This is a genomic window from Thermoanaerobacterium sp. R66 (assembly GCF_028895185.1).
In the GTDB taxonomy this organism is placed as follows: domain Bacteria; phylum Bacillota; class Thermoanaerobacteria; order Thermoanaerobacterales; family Thermoanaerobacteraceae; genus Thermoanaerobacterium.
The window spans coordinates 262,706-279,600 of record NZ_JAEUWW010000001.1; the positions used below are offsets into that span (position 1 = coordinate 262,706).

Consider the following 16,895-nt stretch of genomic DNA (forward strand, 5'->3'; position numbering starts at 1 on the left):
AATAGAAGGTGAATATATGGATATAAAACCTGAAGAAATCACATCAATTCTTGAAGACAAAATAAAGAATTTTGATTTTGCCATTAAAACAGAAGATGTAGGACGCGTTATAACAGCCGGAGATGGTATAGCGAAAATATACGGTCTTGACGAAGCCATATACGGTGAAATGGTAGAGTTTGAGAGTGGTGTATACGGCATGGTTATGAACCTTGAAGAAGATAGCGTAGGCGTAATTGTCTTAGGAGAGCCTGAGTCCATAAAAGAAGGTACAATGGTAAAAAGAACAGGAAAAGTTGTGGAAGTGCCTGTTGGATACGGCCTTTTAGGCAGAGTTGTAAATCCATTAGGACAGCCTTTGGATGGGAAAGGCCCTGTAAAAAGCGATGGCACAAGGCCTGTGGAGTATCCAGCGCCACCCATAATAAAGAGAAAGTCTGTTGATACGCCGTTGCAGACAGGTATCTTGGCAATTGATGCCATGATTCCTATAGGTAGAGGGCAGAGGGAACTTATAATAGGAGATAGACAGACAGGAAAGACTGCTATAGCAGTAGATACTATAATAAATCAAAAGGATAAAGATGTCTACTGTATATACGTCGCAATTGGCCAAAAAGCTTCTACTATTGCTGGACTTGTAAATACATTAGAAAAGTTTGGAGCTATGTCATACACCACAGTAGTGGCGTCAACTGCTAGTGATTCAGCAGCGCTTCAATATTTGGCACCATATGCAGGTTGTGCTATGGCAGAGCACTTTATGTATGACAAGAAAGATGTCCTTATAGTCTACGATGACCTTTCAAAACATGCTGTGGCATATAGGACGATTTCGCTTCTTTTGAGAAGACCACCAGGAAGAGAGGCATATCCTGGAGATGTATTCTACCTCCATTCAAGGCTTTTGGAGCGTTCGGCTAAGCTATCCGATGACATGGGTGGTGGCTCGATTACGGCATTGCCGATAATAGAAACACTTGCAGGCGATATTTCAGCATACATCCCTACAAACGTCATATCAATAACAGATGGTCAGATTTATCTGGAGTCGGAGCTTTTCTATTCAGGTATAAGGCCTGCCATAAATGTAGGTCTTTCGGTATCACGTGTGGGTGGTGCTGCTCAGAAAAAAGCCATGAAAAAAGTATCTGGAAGAATGAGATTGGAATTGTCGCAGTACAGGGAGTTAGAGGTTTTTGCACAGTTCGGATCTGATCTTGATAAATCTACTCTTGATTTGCTAAGACAAGGTGAAAGAATTGTTGAGATAACAAAGCAGCCAAGGTATCAGCCTATTTCAATGGAAGATCAGGTTATAATGATATACACAGTAATGAATAAATACCTTATGGATGTAGAGCTTCAAGATGTTAAGAAGTTTATAAAAGACTTGTTGGAGTTTATTGACATAAATCATCCAGATATAAAGAAAACTATACGGGAGACAGGAAAATTAGAAGATGATACTATTGAAAAGTTGAAGGCGGCTATTGAGGAGTACAAGAGCAAATACGCATCGAAAGGTGATGCATAATGGGAAAGCGAGACATTCAGCTTAGGATAAAAAGTGTAAAAGAGACCCGCAAAATAACAAGAGCTATGAATCTCATATCAGCCGCAAAGTTTAGAAAAGCAAAAGCAATGCTGGATAACGTGAGACCTTACTATGAAAAGATACAATCAACTATGGAAGATATACTCATTCATAGCGGTGAAGCAACTTCACATTATTTTGAAAGACAGCATGAAGCAAAAGGCACAAGGAAAAAGGCAGTCATCGTCATAACTGGTGACAAAGGCTTATGCGGTGGATACAATCACAATGTCATAAAAAAAGCAGAAGAAGTCATAGATGGTGATACGCAAAATTTAATGGTAATTGGTGAAGTGGGTCGCAGTTATTTTCTTGAGAAAGGCTACAATGTGGATGTGGAATTTTTATACACAGCTCAAAATCCTACCACATCAGCAGCAGGTGAAATATCTGATTTATTAGTTGATATATACGACAGAGGAATAATAGACGATATTTACGCTGTTTATACTGAGATGGCGGGATTAAGGCAGATTGTAAAAACGGTAAAAATCTTGCCTTTAGATATAAAGAATTTTAACAGCGATAAAGATGTCAAAATTTTAAGCGATATGATATACGATCCATCGCCTACAAAAGTTTTTAACCTTTTGGTTCCTGAGTACATCAAAGGCTTGGTGTACAGCTTTTTGGTAAATGCTTTTGCATCTGAACATTTTTCGCGGATGGTTGCGATGGATGGAGCTACATCAAATGCTGACAAGATGATTGCGAAGTACACATTAGAGTACAATAGATTGAGGCAGGCTTCTATAACGCAGGAGCTTTCGGAGATAATCGGAGGTTCATCCGTTTAAAGGCTTTGAAAAATTTTTAAATTGAATGGAGGCTAATATGAATAAGGGTTATATAACACAGGTAATAGGACCGGTTGTTGATATACGTTTCGACGAAGAATTGCCGCCAATCAACAATGCCATAAGAATCCCATTTAAAGGTGATGAGATAATTGTAGAAGTATCTCAGCATACAGGCGATAACACCGTAAGGTGTGTTGCAATGTCATCTACAGATGGACTAAAGAGAGGGATGGAATGTTTTGATACAGGCGGGCCAATTTCCGTACCGGTAGGCGAAGGAACGCTTGGCAGGATGTTTAATGTGTTAGGCAAGACGATGGACGAACTTGGCGAAGTAAAAGCAGACAAGTACATGCCTATACACAGAGATGCCCCCAGCTTCGAAGAGCAAAGTCCAGTGACAGAAATCTTGGAGACCGGCATAAAAGTCATAGATCTCCTTACACCTTATGCAAAAGGCGGTAAGATAGGCTTGTTTGGCGGTGCTGGTGTTGGCAAGACGGTTTTAATCGAAGAGCTCATAAGAAATATAGCGACGGAGCACGGTGGGTATTCCATTTTTACAGGTGTCGGTGAAAGAACACGTGAAGGCAATGATTTGTGGCATGAAATGAAGGAATCTGGCGTCATTGATAAGACAGCGTTTGTCTTTGGACAGATGAATGAGCCACCAGGAGCCAGAATGAGAGTCGCTCTTACAGGTCTCACTATGGCTGAATATTTTAGGGATGAAAAACATCAGGACGTGCTTTTGTTTATCGACAATATTTTCAGGTTTGTTCAAGCAGGTTCAGAAGTATCCGCACTTCTTGGCAGAATGCCGTCTGCAGTTGGTTATCAGCCTACACTTGCAACAGAGTTGGGCGCACTTCAAGAGAGGATAACTTCCACGAGAAGCGGATCAATAACATCTGTACAGGCTGTTTATGTGCCTGCAGACGATTTGACAGACCCTGCACCTGCAACTACATTTACACATCTTGATGCAACTACGGTTTTGTCAAGAAGCATTGTTGAGATGGGCATATACCCAGCAGTTGATCCATTAGATTCCACGTCAAGAATATTGGAGCCAAATATAGTTGGTGAAGAACATTACACTGTTGCAAGGCGTGTTCAGGAAATACTTCAGAAGTACAAAGAGCTTCAAGATATAATAGCAATACTTGGCATGGATGAATTGTCAGATGAAGACAAGCTTACAGTGTACAGAGCAAGGAAGATACAGAGGTTTTTATCACAGCCTTTCTTTGTTGCTGAAACATTCACAGGCATACCAGGTAAATATGTACCATTGAAGGAGACAATAGAAGGATTTAAGAAGATCGTCAACGGTGAAATGGACGACATACCTGAAGCAGCATTTTTCATGGTAGGAAACATCGACGAAGTGTACAAAAAGGCCGAAGAAATGAAGTGAGGTGCATAACATGGACAATAAGTATCACCTCGAAGTATTGACTCCATATCGCAAATTTTACGATGGCGATGTGGAGGAAATCATTGTTACTACAAGTGCTGGTGAAGTAGGAGTTCAAAAAGGCCACATTCCGATGACTGTCGCATTAGGAATTGGCACGCTTAAAATAAAAAACGACAACGAATGGAAAGAAGCCAGCATTTCAAATGGCTTTATGGAAGTAAAGCAGGACAATGTCGTAATACTGGCTAATGCTGCAGAATGGCCTGAGGAGATAGACATAAAAAGGGCTGAAGCAGCTAAAGAGAGAGCCGAAGAAAGGCTAAGGCAAAAGAAGAGTCAGAAAGAGTATCTTCTCGCTAAAGCAGCATTGAGGCGTGCTTTAGTGAGAATGACAATTGCAAAAAAATACAAAAATATATAAAAGTTACCTCCACCATTGTGTATAAAAACATCCTATTTAGACCAAAATCTAAATAGGAGAAAATAGTGGAGGTGTTTTTATATGAAAAAATTAATAGCTTTTGTATTTGCATTCATAATTTTGACAGGAATATTTAATGTTTATGCAGCAGAAAATTCACCTGTTATTTCAAAAGAAGAAGCCATATCTATAGTGAAGGAAAAATTAGGAGTCATAAAGTACGACAGTGAGAATATTCAATACAGAGAATTTACAAATAAAGACTCTGTATGGATCTTAAGCTACACAAAGAACGACGTTTTTGAGAATACAACTGTCACTGTAGATGCTAAGACAGGTGAAATAATAAGGTACAATTTTATCACTGATTTTAAAGGCAACAAGAATATAAAGCGAAGCGATGCAAAAAAGATAGCAGAGGAATTTTTGGACAGAGTAAATCCTAAGAACTTGGGCAAATACAAGTATGATGCAAATTACAAAAACGACAGTTACAATGAATATAGCTTTAAATGGAAAAGAGAAGAAAATGGCATTGTGTTTTTGTACGACACAATAAATGTTTCTGTAGATAAAAAAACAGGTTTAGTCACTCATTACACATATGATTGGACAGATGGGGACTTGCCTACACTAAAAAACGTGATCGATATAAATGAGGCTACAAAGCTTTTTAAAGAATATCTAAAACCTAGATTGGTCTATACGGTAATTTACAGTAGAAATAAAGGCGATGTAAAACTTGTATATGTTTCACCATCGCCTCAATACATGATAAATGCTTATACAGGCGATATAATAGATATAAATGGAAACGCAGTAAAGCTAAGTGCTCCAAGCAATGCAGATATTAAAATGGATATGGAGATTGTATTAAGCAAAGTATCTGTAGACAAAGATGAAGCATTTAAGGTAGCAGCAAAATATGCAGGAAGCGATTATGAATTAAAAGATACAGCTTACATGGAAAAATACGGTGGGCTTAATTTAAAAGTATGGACATTCTCATGGAACAAATTAAATGGAGTAGGATATTTGCACGTCGCTGTAAATGCAGATACGGGAAATGTAGTTGATATTTTAAAAAGCACTAAAAGCGATTTTAATTCATCAATTTCCCGGGAAACAGCTCTTAATAAAGCAGAATCATTTGTAAGAGAAAATTTCAAAGAAGTATTGCCGTATATTGATTTTGGATTTAATGATGCTAATAATATGAATAGCAATATCTATGGATACCACTTTGTCTTCCCACTAAAACATTACAACATACCTTTTATAAACAATGGCATAACAGTAGATGTTGATGGAGATGGAAATGTATCTGCGTATACTTACAAAAACTACGATATACCTTATCCAAAGCCTGTCAACATTATGAAACAAGATGATGTTACAACTAAATACCTGAAATTATGCAATTTTTCACTGAAATACTACAAAACTGCAAATGGCATAATACCGGTGTACACAGTGGACGATCCTGTTGAATCAAGCTTAATAGATGCAAAGTCGGGTGAAATAATAAAACCATATTAAAAAAGGGCTTTTTAAGCCCTTAAATTATCTTTAGACGGCATTTCAGATAGAATCATGCTTATTAGCATGAGAAATCCTCCTATGATGGATCGCAATGTCATGATTTCTCCAGATACTAAATAAGCAGTTATGGCTGAAAAAACAGGCTCTAAAGAGAATATGATGGCAGCATGTGTGGCAGATGTATTTGCCTGCATCGTATTTTGAACTGCCAATGCAAACGCCGTTGCAAATATGCCTGTCAATATTAGGGCAAACCAAACGGTTTTATCAGTTGGTATTATAGGTTTCTCGTATACAAATGAAAGAATACCACTTAATAGTGTTACGACGAATATCTGAATTATTGCAAATGATACGGTATCTACTGATGGCGCGTATTTTGCTATCAAGACTACCTGAAAAGCAAAAGATACGGCACAAAGGAGGGTGAGAAAGTCTCCAAAGTTAATTTTTAAGTCAATATTGGCCGTCATGAGAAATAACCCAGCAAGTGCTAATAATACGCTTAACCATGATGTCTTTGACAATTTGGCTTTTAAAAAGATTGATTCTAATATAGGAACTAATACCACATTAAATCCAGTAATAAAGCCAGACTTCGATGCGGTCGTGTATTTTAAGCCTAATGTCTGAAAAGCATAACCTAAAAAAAGCATTATGCCTACAATGATAGAGACTGCAAATGTCTTTTTATCAATGTGAAGCAGCCTCTTGCCAAACATTATGACAAGCACGATAAGTGCTATGAGAAATCTTAAAAACAAAAAATTATAAACTGGCAATATGCTTGTAGCATTTTTTACTACGACAAATGTAGACCCCCAGATGACAGTTACTAAAAGTAGCATTATATCGCTTTTTAAATTTTTAGACAATATTTAAGCCTCCCTTAAATCATGGTCTGAAACGTTGTGCAATTGGCATTCGCCTTCCTACGCCAAATGCTTTTGTGGTGACTTTAAGACCTGGCGCTGCTTGCTTTCTCTTGTATTCAGCATTATTCACCTTCCTTATCACATCTTTTACCAATGCTTCATCATAGCCTCTTGATACGATCTCACTTATCGATTTATCTTCTTCTATGTACAGCTTTAATATATCGTCAAGTATCTCGTACGGTGGTAGAGAATCTGTGTCTTTTTGATTTGGCCTAAGTTCGGCTGATGGAGCCTTTTCTATAGTGGATATTGGAATTATTGTTTTTTCCTTATTTATATACTTTGCAAGCTCATACACCATTGTCTTTGGAACATCAGATATTACAGCAAGTCCGCCGCTCATGTCACCATACAGTGTGCAGTATCCTACGGCTATTTCTGACTTGTTTCCTGTTGTCAACACCATGTGCCCTTCTCTATTTGATATGAACATTAGATAATTTCCTCTTATTCTTGCCTGCAGATTTTCTTCTGCAAGGTCACCTACAGCATCGCCATTTCTATTAAAAATTGATATATAGCTTTTAAAGACATCTTCAATAGGTATTACTCGGTATTCGATATTTAAGTTTTGAGCAAGGTCTCTTGCATCATCTTTGCTGCCTTCTGAGGAATACCGAGATGGCATAGAAACTCCAAGTACATTTTCACGCCCTAAAGCCTTTACTGCAAGGGCGCATGTGACAGCAGAGTCAATTCCGCCGCTTAAGCCTACCACTGCTTTTTTAAAGCCGGTTTTCCTGAAGTAGTCTTTAAGTCCTAAAATCAGTGCATCGTGTACCCACGATATGTCTTCTTTTACATCTTCTAGAGGTGAAAGATATTCAAGCTCATCAGTATCGATAAAAGCGAGATCTTCGCAAAAAGCCTTAAGGTTTGATACTCTTTCGCCATTTGAATTTATTACGAAACTATTTCCATCAAAAATCAGCTCATCATTGCCGCCTACTTGGTTTACATATATAAGAGGCAGCTTGTATTTTTTTGATATTTGCTTTACCATTTTGACCTTTAATTCATGCTTTCCAAGGTTATATGGTGATGCAGAAATATTTATAAAAATGTCTGGATTTAAGCTGTACTGTTCTTCTAATACGTCAATATCGTACCTTGGCCTCTCCCAGAAATCCTTGTCGTTCCAGATGTCTTCACATATATTAACTGCAAGCCGCATTCCTTTAAAGTCTATGCAAGCACGCTTTTTAGCTGGCTCAAAATACCTTTGCTCATCAAATACATCGTAATTTGGCAAAAGGGTCTTATCTGCTTGTCCTACTATTTTGCCATTGTAAAGGAGAAGCGCTGAGTTATGAAGCAAATAGTCTTTCTCATCATCTCTTGTAACGGTTCCTACAATGACGCCGATGCCTTCTGTTTCAGGCAATATCATATCATTAAGAGCTCTATCTGCAGTTTCTAAAAAATCAGGGTTGTATAACAAGTCCTTTGGGGGATATCCGATTATAGACAATTCAGGAAAGACGATGAGATCCATGTTGACTTTTTTAGCCTCTTTTATATTCATGATTATCTTTTCACAATTGTTTTTTATATCGCCGACAGTTGGATTTAATTGTGCCAATGCTATCTTCATTTAGTATCACCTCGAATTATTTTCATAAAGATATTTTAGCACATAATAAAAAAAAATACACCAGCATAAGCGGTGCATAATATAAACTACTGCCACTTGATGATTTTCTTTTCGATGTAGACTAATAGCAGGTACATAAGCGCGGCCAGGATAGACAGTATAAGGACGCTTGTCATTACTATGTCTAATTTGAATACTTGCCCTCCATAGACGATAAGGTATCCCAATCCTGCTTTTGATACCAAAAACTCTCCTGTTATGACACCGACCCAAGACAAGCCCATGTTGATTTTTATGGCAGACATGATAGTTGGTATGCTGGCAGGAAGTATACATTTTGTCAGTATTTGAAATTTGGTGGCTCCAAATGTCTTTAGAAGTTTTATCTTATCTTCGTCTACTTGTTTAAAACCTGTCTCGAGGCTTATAATTGTCACAATCAGCGATATTGCCAAACCCATCGTTATAATTGGTGCTTCGCCATTTCCCATCCAGACTATAAATATTGGCCCTAAGGCGATTTTAGGGAGGCTGTTTAAGACGATCAAATACGGTTCTGCGACTTTTGAGGCAAAGTCAGACCACCAAAGCAGTATAGCTATCACTATGCCAGAAACTGTTCCGAGGGCAAATCCGATAAGTGTTTCGCTTAATGTGACCCATATATGCGTAAAAAGTGAGCCGTCTTCACTTAAGTTTATGATGGTCTTTATCATGCGAGAAGGTTGGCTAAATAGAAACGGATCTATAAGCTTTAGCCTTCCTGCTATTTCCCATAAGGCGAAAAAAGCAATGAGTATGGATAATTGAGTGATTTTGATGGCGGTCTCTTTTCTTTTCACTTTCTTTAGAAATTCTACATGTTCCTTTGACATGTTTTGCGATACTTCATACATGCACATCAAGCTCCTTCCATATTTCGTTGAAGTATTCTTTAAATTCAGGTGCTTTTCTGCATCCTATAGGTGATCGGTCATCACACGTAAGATGTATCTCATATATGTTTTTTACGACTGCAGGCCTTTTGGACAAGACTACAATCCTGTCACACATTGCTATGGCTTCGGAAATATCGTGGGTTACTATTACTGCTGTCTTTTTGACATTTTTCAAAATAGTCCACACTTCATCAGATATGGCGAGCCTCGTTTGATAGTCAAGGGCCGAGAAAGCCTCGTCGAGAAGCATGATATCAGGCTTTAAGGCCAATGTCCTAATTAGCGCTGCTCTCTGTCTCATTCCGCCGGATATTTGATTAGGATAATGGTACTTAAATTCTGATAATCCATATCTTTCTAATAAATCTTCTACGTTTTTTATAGAGTTTTCATTTATAGCGCCTTGTATCTCAAGGCCTAAAAGGACGTTTTGCATGATGTTTCTCCACTCAAAAAGATGGTCTTTTTGAAGCATGTATCCTACTTTTCCGTTTACAACGATACTTCCATTTGACGGCTTTAAAAGACCAGCAATGATAGACAAAAGCGTGGATTTACCGCATCCAGAAGGGCCTATGACGCCTACGAATTCTCCTTCATATACGTTAAATGTTACGTCTTTTATAGCTTCCGTCTCGCCTTTTATCGTATGATAGTTTAAAGATATGTTTGAAAGCTCAACCATTACTTTCCTCACCAGATGCACCTCCTGTCATATTTTGAGCATGCTTACAGGGGACAATCTTTCGGTTGTCCCCAATTTATTATTTCTTTATTGTTGCGACAGCCTTGTCTGCAAAAGTGTTGTCGATTAAAGCGTTTGGATCTACTTTGCTGTCGATTTCACCTGCGTTTAATAAGACATTCTGAAGAGCATCAAAATCTGATGGCTTCATCTGTGGCGTGGTGCCCCATGCGTCTATGCTTTTATACCTGTCGATTACCTTTGCGATTATATCAATATCAGTATCTGGGAAAAATGACTTTATGTCTTCAGCCACTTGTTTTGATGAATGAGACTGCACGTACAGCATGCCTTTGTAGACTGCATTTGTAAAGTGCTGGATGATATCAGGATGCTCTTTTATATAGCTTTTTCTTGCGTTAAATGTTGTATAAGGCACATCGTGTCCAGCGGCACCTACAGATGCCACGATGTATCCACCTTTTTCGCTTTCCACTTGCGATGCAGTTGGCTCAAATAGCGCTACGTAGTCTGCGTCTGATCTCATGAAAGCACCTGCTGTCGCTGTGAACTGAAGATTTGTCACGAGATTTACATCTTTTTTAGGGTCTATACCATGCTCTTTCAGTATATATTCAAGAGTCATTTCTGGCATTCCACCAGGTCTTCCACCTATTATCTTTTTACCCTTTAGATTTTCCCACTTGAAATTAGGCTCTGGTTTTTTCCCAACTAAGAAAGAACCATCTTTCTTAGTAAGCTGTGCAAAATTTACGAGGTAATCCTGTTTTCCTTCCTTGTACACGTAGACGGTGGTCTCTGGACCTTGTAGTCCGATGTCAGCCTGACCTGATACAACTGCCGTTGCAGCTTTGTCGGAGCCTTGTGCGGTTGTTATCTCTAATTGCAGGCCTTCTTCTTTGAAAAAGCCCTTGTTGACGGCTACATAATATGGCGCGTAAAAAATCGAATGTACGGTTTCAATAAAGTTTATCTTTGTAAGCTTTTGCTCTTTTACTTTGCAACCGGTGAATAAGAAAGATGTAAGTACAAATATGAGTATAAGGGTGAAAACAAGTAATTTTCTGCCTCTCATGTGGATACCTCCTATTTAATTTGATTTCAGTTTATTATATTCTATCAATTGGAAATGGTGATTGGATAAAGATGAAGTTTTTTTCACGCTGTATTTTGTTAAATGATTTCAAAAGAAGGAAATTAAGTTTTTTTGTCGAATATGATTATTTGTGCATTTTTATAAAATATATAAAGGAGAATCGATATGGCACAAAAAGCAGCAAAAAAGAACAAGGTCACCATTAATGTTTCTAAAAGAAGCACAAATTACACAAACGTGATGAATATTGTATTTTATATATCGTTGCTTCTTCTTATAGCTTTACCGCCGTATTTCCGCGGCATGTACTTTGACAATGAGTTTTTACCTACTATATGTATTACTTCAGTTGTGGTCGTAATATGGTCATTGATGAAGATTATAAAAAAAGAGCCTATAATCTCTGAAAGATTGGATTATGCCGCAATATCAATAATAGGAGCATATCTCATCTCTACGTTTTTTGCTGTAAATATAAGGTCTGCAATAGGAGAAGTATTAAAGTACGTCGATTATGTGTTTGTATACTTTTTGGTCAGCAGACTTGCCAATGACAAGAAAAAGATATGGATACTTTTGAATGTGCTCGTTTTAAGCTCATTTGGAGTAGCTTTAGTAGGCCTTTTGTCTGCAGCGGGATATGTAAACTACAATGGCTCATGGGTTGGAGGAAGGATTAATTCCACATTTCAATACGCCAATACTGCTGCATCGTTTTTGATGGCATTTTTGTTTGTGAATTTTGCACTCATATCGTACACGGAAAACAGGTATTTAAAAGCACTTTACGGTGTAGAAGTTTTTATGCAGCTTTATGCTTATGTTTTTACATTATCCAGAGGCGCTTGGGTGATGTTTCCGTTTCTGTTTTTGTTCCTTATAATAATGATGCCAAAAGGAAAAAGGGTAGAGCCATTCATTTACCTGATAGGTATAATCGTAGCGTCAGCATTGCCAATACTTAAATTTAATTCTGTCGTAAATGGACCTAAGCCTCACAATTTGGTTATGTGGATACTTGTGGGATGTATCTTATCATTGTTATTTACATACATTGTAAGTTTTTTGGTAGAAACGGTAAACAAGATAAGCCTAAAAATAGGTATATCCATAATCGTCATTGTTGGTGTGCTATCAATCGTATCAGGTTATATGGTATTGACGACAGAAGTACCACTTACGCTAAGTCATAGCCAAAACGAGGCGGATAGCGGCAAAAGCGTCACAAGGTTTGTCGATGTCGATGCAGATAGAATATATGTGTTGAAATACGATGTCATGTCAAAGAATAGTGATAATAAGGATTGGGCGTACGACATTACCATAGAAAGCAGAAATGATCTTGATCAGCCTACAAAGATAAAAGATGTGTACGATAAAGAGACTTTCAGTGGTGAAAAGACGATAGAATTCTCTACTTTGAAAGATACGAAAAGATTAGCTATTACTTTTACAAACTACTTTAAAGGTACCTCTGTGACATTTGACAAGGCGTACATCTATCCTAAGAATGACCCGAATGCTGTTCAAAATATAATGCTTAAATATAAATACTTGCCTGAAAATGTGGCATCAAGGATACAAGACATAAGCTTGACAAGCCACAGCAGTTCTGAGCGAATGCAGTTTTACAAAGACGGATTTAAGATTTTTAAAGATTATCCGCTTTTTGGTGCAGGTGGAGGTGCTTGGGCATCACTTTACTTCAAATATCAGTCATACCTGTATTGGACGACACAGACACATAATTACTTCATGCAGGTTTTGCTTGATACTGGTTTAGTCGGAGCTTTAGCCATGATATTCTTCTTGGTTACATTGATATTGTCAGTTATCAAGCTTTATAAGGCTGAGCTGGACGTAGAGGAGCGTGTTTTATTGGCTGCGGCAACAGCGGGCATATTGAGCATATATGCTCATGCCGCTATGGATTTTGACCTTTCGCTGTCTGCTGTGACAATAGCCTTATATTCCCTTGTCGGTATAATAAACAGCATGAGCTTAGGTAAGGTACATAAAAATATAGCTGCCGCGAAAGGGAGAAAATCGTACAGTGGATTCTACAGTTTTGGCATTTTGATAGTTGGCGTAGTTGTCATGTTTATGTCTTTTTCACTTTCCACTGCATTGAGATATGCAGAGAAAGGAGACCAATTTGCAAAGACTAACAATGTTCCTCAGGCTATGCAGTATTACAAAAGCGCTGTTTCTTATGATCCGTGGAATGCAAAGTACAGGATGTCTTACGGCCAGACATTGGCAAGTATAGCAGATCAAACTAAAGATGTGGCAACGTATCAAGAGGCAATGACCCAAGAACAAAAAGCGGTTGATTTAGAGCCGTTTAATTCTCAGCTTTTAGCACAGCTTGGAGCATTCTATCTATCACATGGGCAGATAGATAATGGGCTTAAGTATGTTAAAAAAGCCGTCGATGTACAGCCTTTAAGACCAGAAAATTATCAACAATTGGCAGATGCTTATAATAAAGTAGGGATGTTTTACCTGCAAAACAATGATAAAGCAAAAGCGAAAGAATATCTTGAAAAGGCTGTAGATGTTGAAAACTTGTTTAATAAGGCTAATTCAAAGTCAGAAGAGCCAAAACCCATGACGGATGTTACAAAGCAAATAATACAAAATTCAAAAGAAGTATTGAAGGGGATACAGTGATGTATCCTTTTTTTGTATCCATATTATTTTTTAATATAAATGCTTTTTTCGTAATGTGAAAATGTTATAATATAGATAAGCTAATAAGATTTAACATATGTTAATATCGGGAGGCTTTTATATGACTGTAGAGGAAGTAAAAAACATAATACAAAATGGCGAAAATTCTTATATAGAGTTTAAAGAAGAGGAAATTAAAGCCAAAGATCTTGCCGAAGAAATTGTTGCTTTTTCAAATTCAGAAGGTGGTATAATTCTTATTGGAGTTGATGACGAAGGAAATATAAAAGGGATAAAAGACAGTAAGTTAGAAGAAACGGTAATGAATATATGCAGAAATAACTGTATTCCAAATGTTATTCCTTTATATGAAAGTATAAAAGTAGATGGCAAGACAATAGCAATTATTACTGTCCCTAAGGGACTTAATAAGCCATATTATACATCTGACCATAAATACTATATACGAGTAGGTACTACAAAGAGAATTGCATCAAAAGAAGAATTGCTACGGCTCTTTGAAACAAGCGGAAGTCTTCATTATGACATATCACCGGTGGAAGGGACATCGATTAATGATTTAAACATTGATATAATTAGAGACTATTTTATGAAATATAATACATTTGATTTATTTGAAGAGTCCAGGGAATCGGTTGAAAGGATACTTTTAAATGCAGATATACTAAAAGAATATGATGGGAAAAAGGTTTGTACTGTTGGAGGGCTATTGGTATTCGGCAAAAATCCAGAAAAGTACCTTCCACAGAATGGAGTAAGTTTTGCTCATTTTAATGGTAATGAAATTACAGATGAATTAATCGATAAAAAAATAATAACAGGAAGAATACAAGATGTAGCAGAGCAGTTAATGGTTGTGATTAAGAATAATATGCTTACCCCGTCAGTGATTAATGGATTAAAAAGAGAAGAAAGAGAAGAATACCCTATTATTGTCATGAGAGAAGCTATTGTAAATTCTCTGGTTCATAGAAATTATAGTATCAGCGGTTCAAAAATAAGAGTTCTTATGTATAATGATCGTATAGAGTTCAGGAGTCCAGGAAGACTGCCAAATACAGTGACAATAGAGAAAATGAAAATAGGAGTATCGTATGCGCGGAATCCTTTCCTTGTTAAATACATGGAAAACATGAGGTACATTGATCAACTTGGAAGAGGTATTCCAATGATACTTAAAAAAATGAATGAATTAGGGGCAAGAGAGCCATTACTTATGGAACAGGGAGAGGAATTTATTTTGATAATTTACAGGCCAGATTTTTAACAAAAGCTTGAAAAAAGTCTCCCATCATCTATAGGTGGGAGGTGAATTTCTATTGTTTTCCATAACATTATATGTTATAATATTATCAGAAGTAAAAAGCAAAGTGGTGATATAATGCTAATATTAGATAATAATAATCATTCAGTATTCTTATTGTATTATCATCTTATAATGGTTGTAAAATACAGAAGAAAAGTAATAGACGATAACATATCAAATAGATTAAAGGAGATATTTGAGAATATATCATCCAATTATAATATATCACTGCAAGAATGGAATCACGATAAAGACCATGTACACATACTTTTCAAAGCAGAACCTAATTCTGAAATATCAAAATTCATAAATGCTTATAAAAGTGCATCATCTAGACTCATAAAAAAAGAATATCCGCAGATAAAACAAAAACTTTGGAAAGAATATTTTTGGTCAAGAAGTTACTGTCTTCTTACAACTGGTAGTGCACCTATAGAAGTTATAAAACAGTATATAGAAAGCCAAGGTGAGAAAAGATGATGACATGTCAGCATTTTTTCATAGAACCCACAAAAGAACAAGAAGAAAAGCTTTTTTATACATTGTATTTATGTCGCAAATTATACAACTATTCACTGGATCAAAGAATAAAACATTACAAACAATATGGCAAAGGACTTACATATAAAGAACAGCAGAACATGCTTCCAAAATATAAAAAAGAACATCCAGAATACAAATTAGTACAGTCGCAAATATTACAGGATGTGTTGAGAAGATTAGATAGAGCATATAAAAACTTCTTTGACAAAAGAGCCAAATATCCTAAATTCAAAGATAAATATCACTACACATCAATAACACTTCCACAATGCGAAACAAAAAGAAACTTTGGGAAAGAAGGATATGTATACATAAAAAATATAGGGCATATAAAAATCAAAGCACATAGAAACTTTGATCCAACAAAAGTCAAAACAATAAACATAAAATACCATGCAGGAAAGTGGTATATAAATCTGTCAGTTGAAGTAGAAGAAGAAAAAGAAAAAACAGTCATAAGAGAAAAAGCAATAGGAGTAGACAAAGGAATAAACTCAATAGCTGCAACATCAGATGGAGAGTTATACTCAAATCCTAAATGGCTACAAAAATCAGAGAAGAAACTAAAAAGACTGCAAAGACAATTATCAAGAAAAAAGAAAGGAAGCAAAAACAGAGAAAAGCAAAAGAAAAGATTAGCGAAACTTCATGAAAAAATAGCGAATCAAAGAAGGGACTATCTACATAAGATAAGCTATAACATAGTAAAACATAATGACATCATATGCGTTGAAGATTTGCAAGTAAAAAATATGATGAAAAATCATAAACTTGCAAAATCGATAGCAAATGCAGGATGGGGAATGTTAGACAAATATCTCCAGTATAAAGCAGAAAAAGAGGGAAAAATCTTCGTAAAAGTAGATCCAGCATATACATCACAAAGATGTTCAAGATGCGGGAAAATAGTAGAAAAAGACTTATCAGTAAGAATACACAAATGCGAGTGCGGATTAGAGATAGACAGAGATGTAAATGCAGCAATAAATGTACTATATGAAGGATTAAAACAATTAGGCATAGCAGCATAAGAGTAATAATTTTGTAGGGAAGGTTCCTCCCGAAGTTACGCCTATGAAGATTGTGTAAGACCTGCTGTGAATAGCAGTAGGCAACGGTCTATGAAGTAGGAAGCTCCACCCTCTATAGGATGGAGTAGGTTCACTGAAAGTTTGAAATAAGAAGTTATAAATATTAAGGTACACATATGTGTATCTTTTTTTGTATCCATATTGTACTGATTGACATGTTCTTATTAAATAGATACAATTGATATAAATTAATAAAATTGTTATAT

General features: G+C 36.6%; 14 protein-coding genes. 9 read left to right on the forward strand and 5 right to left on the reverse strand.

Going from position 1 to position 16,895, the window contains the following annotated elements:
- Window positions 1-16 precede the first annotated feature (16 nt).
- From atpA to JJQ93_RS01210, 5 genes are all read left to right on the forward strand, one after another.
- Window positions 17-1,537 (forward strand): F0F1 ATP synthase subunit alpha, encoded by a 1,521-nt coding sequence (gene atpA, locus JJQ93_RS01190; protein WP_085112841.1) that lies wholly within the window; start codon window positions 17-19, stop codon window positions 1,535-1,537.
- Complete coding sequence (atpG, locus tag JJQ93_RS01195; RefSeq protein WP_085112840.1) at window positions 1,537-2,394, forward strand: ATP synthase F1 subunit gamma; 858 nt, start codon at window positions 1,537-1,539, stop codon at window positions 2,392-2,394. The genes atpA and atpG overlap by 1 nt, the downstream gene beginning before the upstream one ends.
- A gap of 37 nt (window positions 2,395-2,431) precedes the next feature.
- A complete protein-coding gene (gene atpD / locus JJQ93_RS01200; RefSeq protein ID WP_013788575.1) occupies window positions 2,432-3,817 on the forward strand; it encodes a F0F1 ATP synthase subunit beta in 1,386 nt (461 codons plus the stop codon).
- A gap of 10 nt (window positions 3,818-3,827) precedes the next feature.
- Window positions 3,828-4,241, forward strand: a complete 414-nt coding sequence (locus JJQ93_RS01205) for a F0F1 ATP synthase subunit epsilon (protein ID WP_014758304.1) — start codon at window positions 3,828-3,830, stop codon at window positions 4,239-4,241.
- Between the two features lie 81 nt (window positions 4,242-4,322).
- Window positions 4,323-5,780 (forward strand): YcdB/YcdC domain-containing protein, encoded by a 1,458-nt coding sequence (locus JJQ93_RS01210; RefSeq protein ID WP_274892466.1) that lies wholly within the window; start codon window positions 4,323-4,325, stop codon window positions 5,778-5,780.
- Between the two features lie 11 nt (window positions 5,781-5,791).
- On the opposite strand, the gene JJQ93_RS01215 is transcribed toward JJQ93_RS01210, so the two are convergent.
- The 5 genes from JJQ93_RS01215 to JJQ93_RS01235 all read right to left on the reverse strand — a co-directional run bounded on the left by JJQ93_RS01215 (window position 5,792) and on the right by JJQ93_RS01235 (window position 11,034).
- Complete coding sequence (locus tag JJQ93_RS01215) at window positions 5,792-6,658, reverse strand: DMT family transporter (protein WP_274892467.1); 867 nt, start codon at window positions 6,656-6,658, stop codon at window positions 5,792-5,794.
- Window positions 6,659-6,677: 19 nt separating this feature from the next.
- Window positions 6,678-8,315, reverse strand: coding sequence for an NAD+ synthase (locus tag JJQ93_RS01220; protein WP_274892468.1), 1,638 nt, complete (start codon window positions 8,313-8,315; stop codon window positions 6,678-6,680).
- Between the two features lie 86 nt (window positions 8,316-8,401).
- Window positions 8,402-9,211 carry an ABC transporter permease gene (locus JJQ93_RS01225; RefSeq protein WP_274892469.1) on the reverse strand — a complete coding sequence of 270 codons (810 nt, stop codon included), beginning with the start codon at window positions 9,209-9,211 and terminating at the stop codon, window positions 8,402-8,404.
- Window positions 9,204-9,950, reverse strand: a complete 747-nt coding sequence (locus JJQ93_RS01230) for an ABC transporter ATP-binding protein (RefSeq protein ID WP_274892470.1) — start codon at window positions 9,948-9,950, stop codon at window positions 9,204-9,206. The genes JJQ93_RS01225 and JJQ93_RS01230 overlap by 8 nt, the downstream gene beginning before the upstream one ends.
- 67 nt (window positions 9,951-10,017) lie before the next feature.
- Window positions 10,018-11,034 carry an ABC transporter substrate-binding protein gene (locus JJQ93_RS01235; RefSeq protein WP_274892471.1) on the reverse strand — a complete coding sequence of 339 codons (1,017 nt, stop codon included), beginning with the start codon at window positions 11,032-11,034 and terminating at the stop codon, window positions 10,018-10,020.
- Window positions 11,035-11,220: 186 nt separating this feature from the next.
- Between JJQ93_RS01235 and JJQ93_RS01240 the strand changes: the two genes are divergently transcribed.
- The 4 genes from JJQ93_RS01240 (at window position 11,221) to JJQ93_RS01255 (ending at window position 16,629) form a co-directional block, all read left to right on the forward strand.
- On the forward strand, window positions 11,221-13,728 hold the full coding sequence (locus JJQ93_RS01240; RefSeq protein WP_274892472.1) for an O-antigen ligase family protein: 2,508 nt from the start codon (window positions 11,221-11,223) through the stop codon (window positions 13,726-13,728).
- Between the two features lie 121 nt (window positions 13,729-13,849).
- Complete coding sequence (locus JJQ93_RS01245) at window positions 13,850-15,016, forward strand: RNA-binding domain-containing protein (protein ID WP_274892473.1); 1,167 nt, start codon at window positions 13,850-13,852, stop codon at window positions 15,014-15,016.
- 114 nt (window positions 15,017-15,130) lie between these two features.
- Window positions 15,131-15,535, forward strand: a complete 405-nt coding sequence (gene tnpA, locus JJQ93_RS01250) for an IS200/IS605 family transposase (protein ID WP_274892474.1) — start codon at window positions 15,131-15,133, stop codon at window positions 15,533-15,535.
- On the forward strand, window positions 15,532-16,629 hold the full coding sequence (locus JJQ93_RS01255; protein ID WP_274892475.1) for an RNA-guided endonuclease InsQ/TnpB family protein: 1,098 nt from the start codon (window positions 15,532-15,534) through the stop codon (window positions 16,627-16,629). The genes tnpA and JJQ93_RS01255 overlap by 4 nt, the downstream gene beginning before the upstream one ends.
- Window positions 16,630-16,895 lie beyond the last annotated feature (266 nt).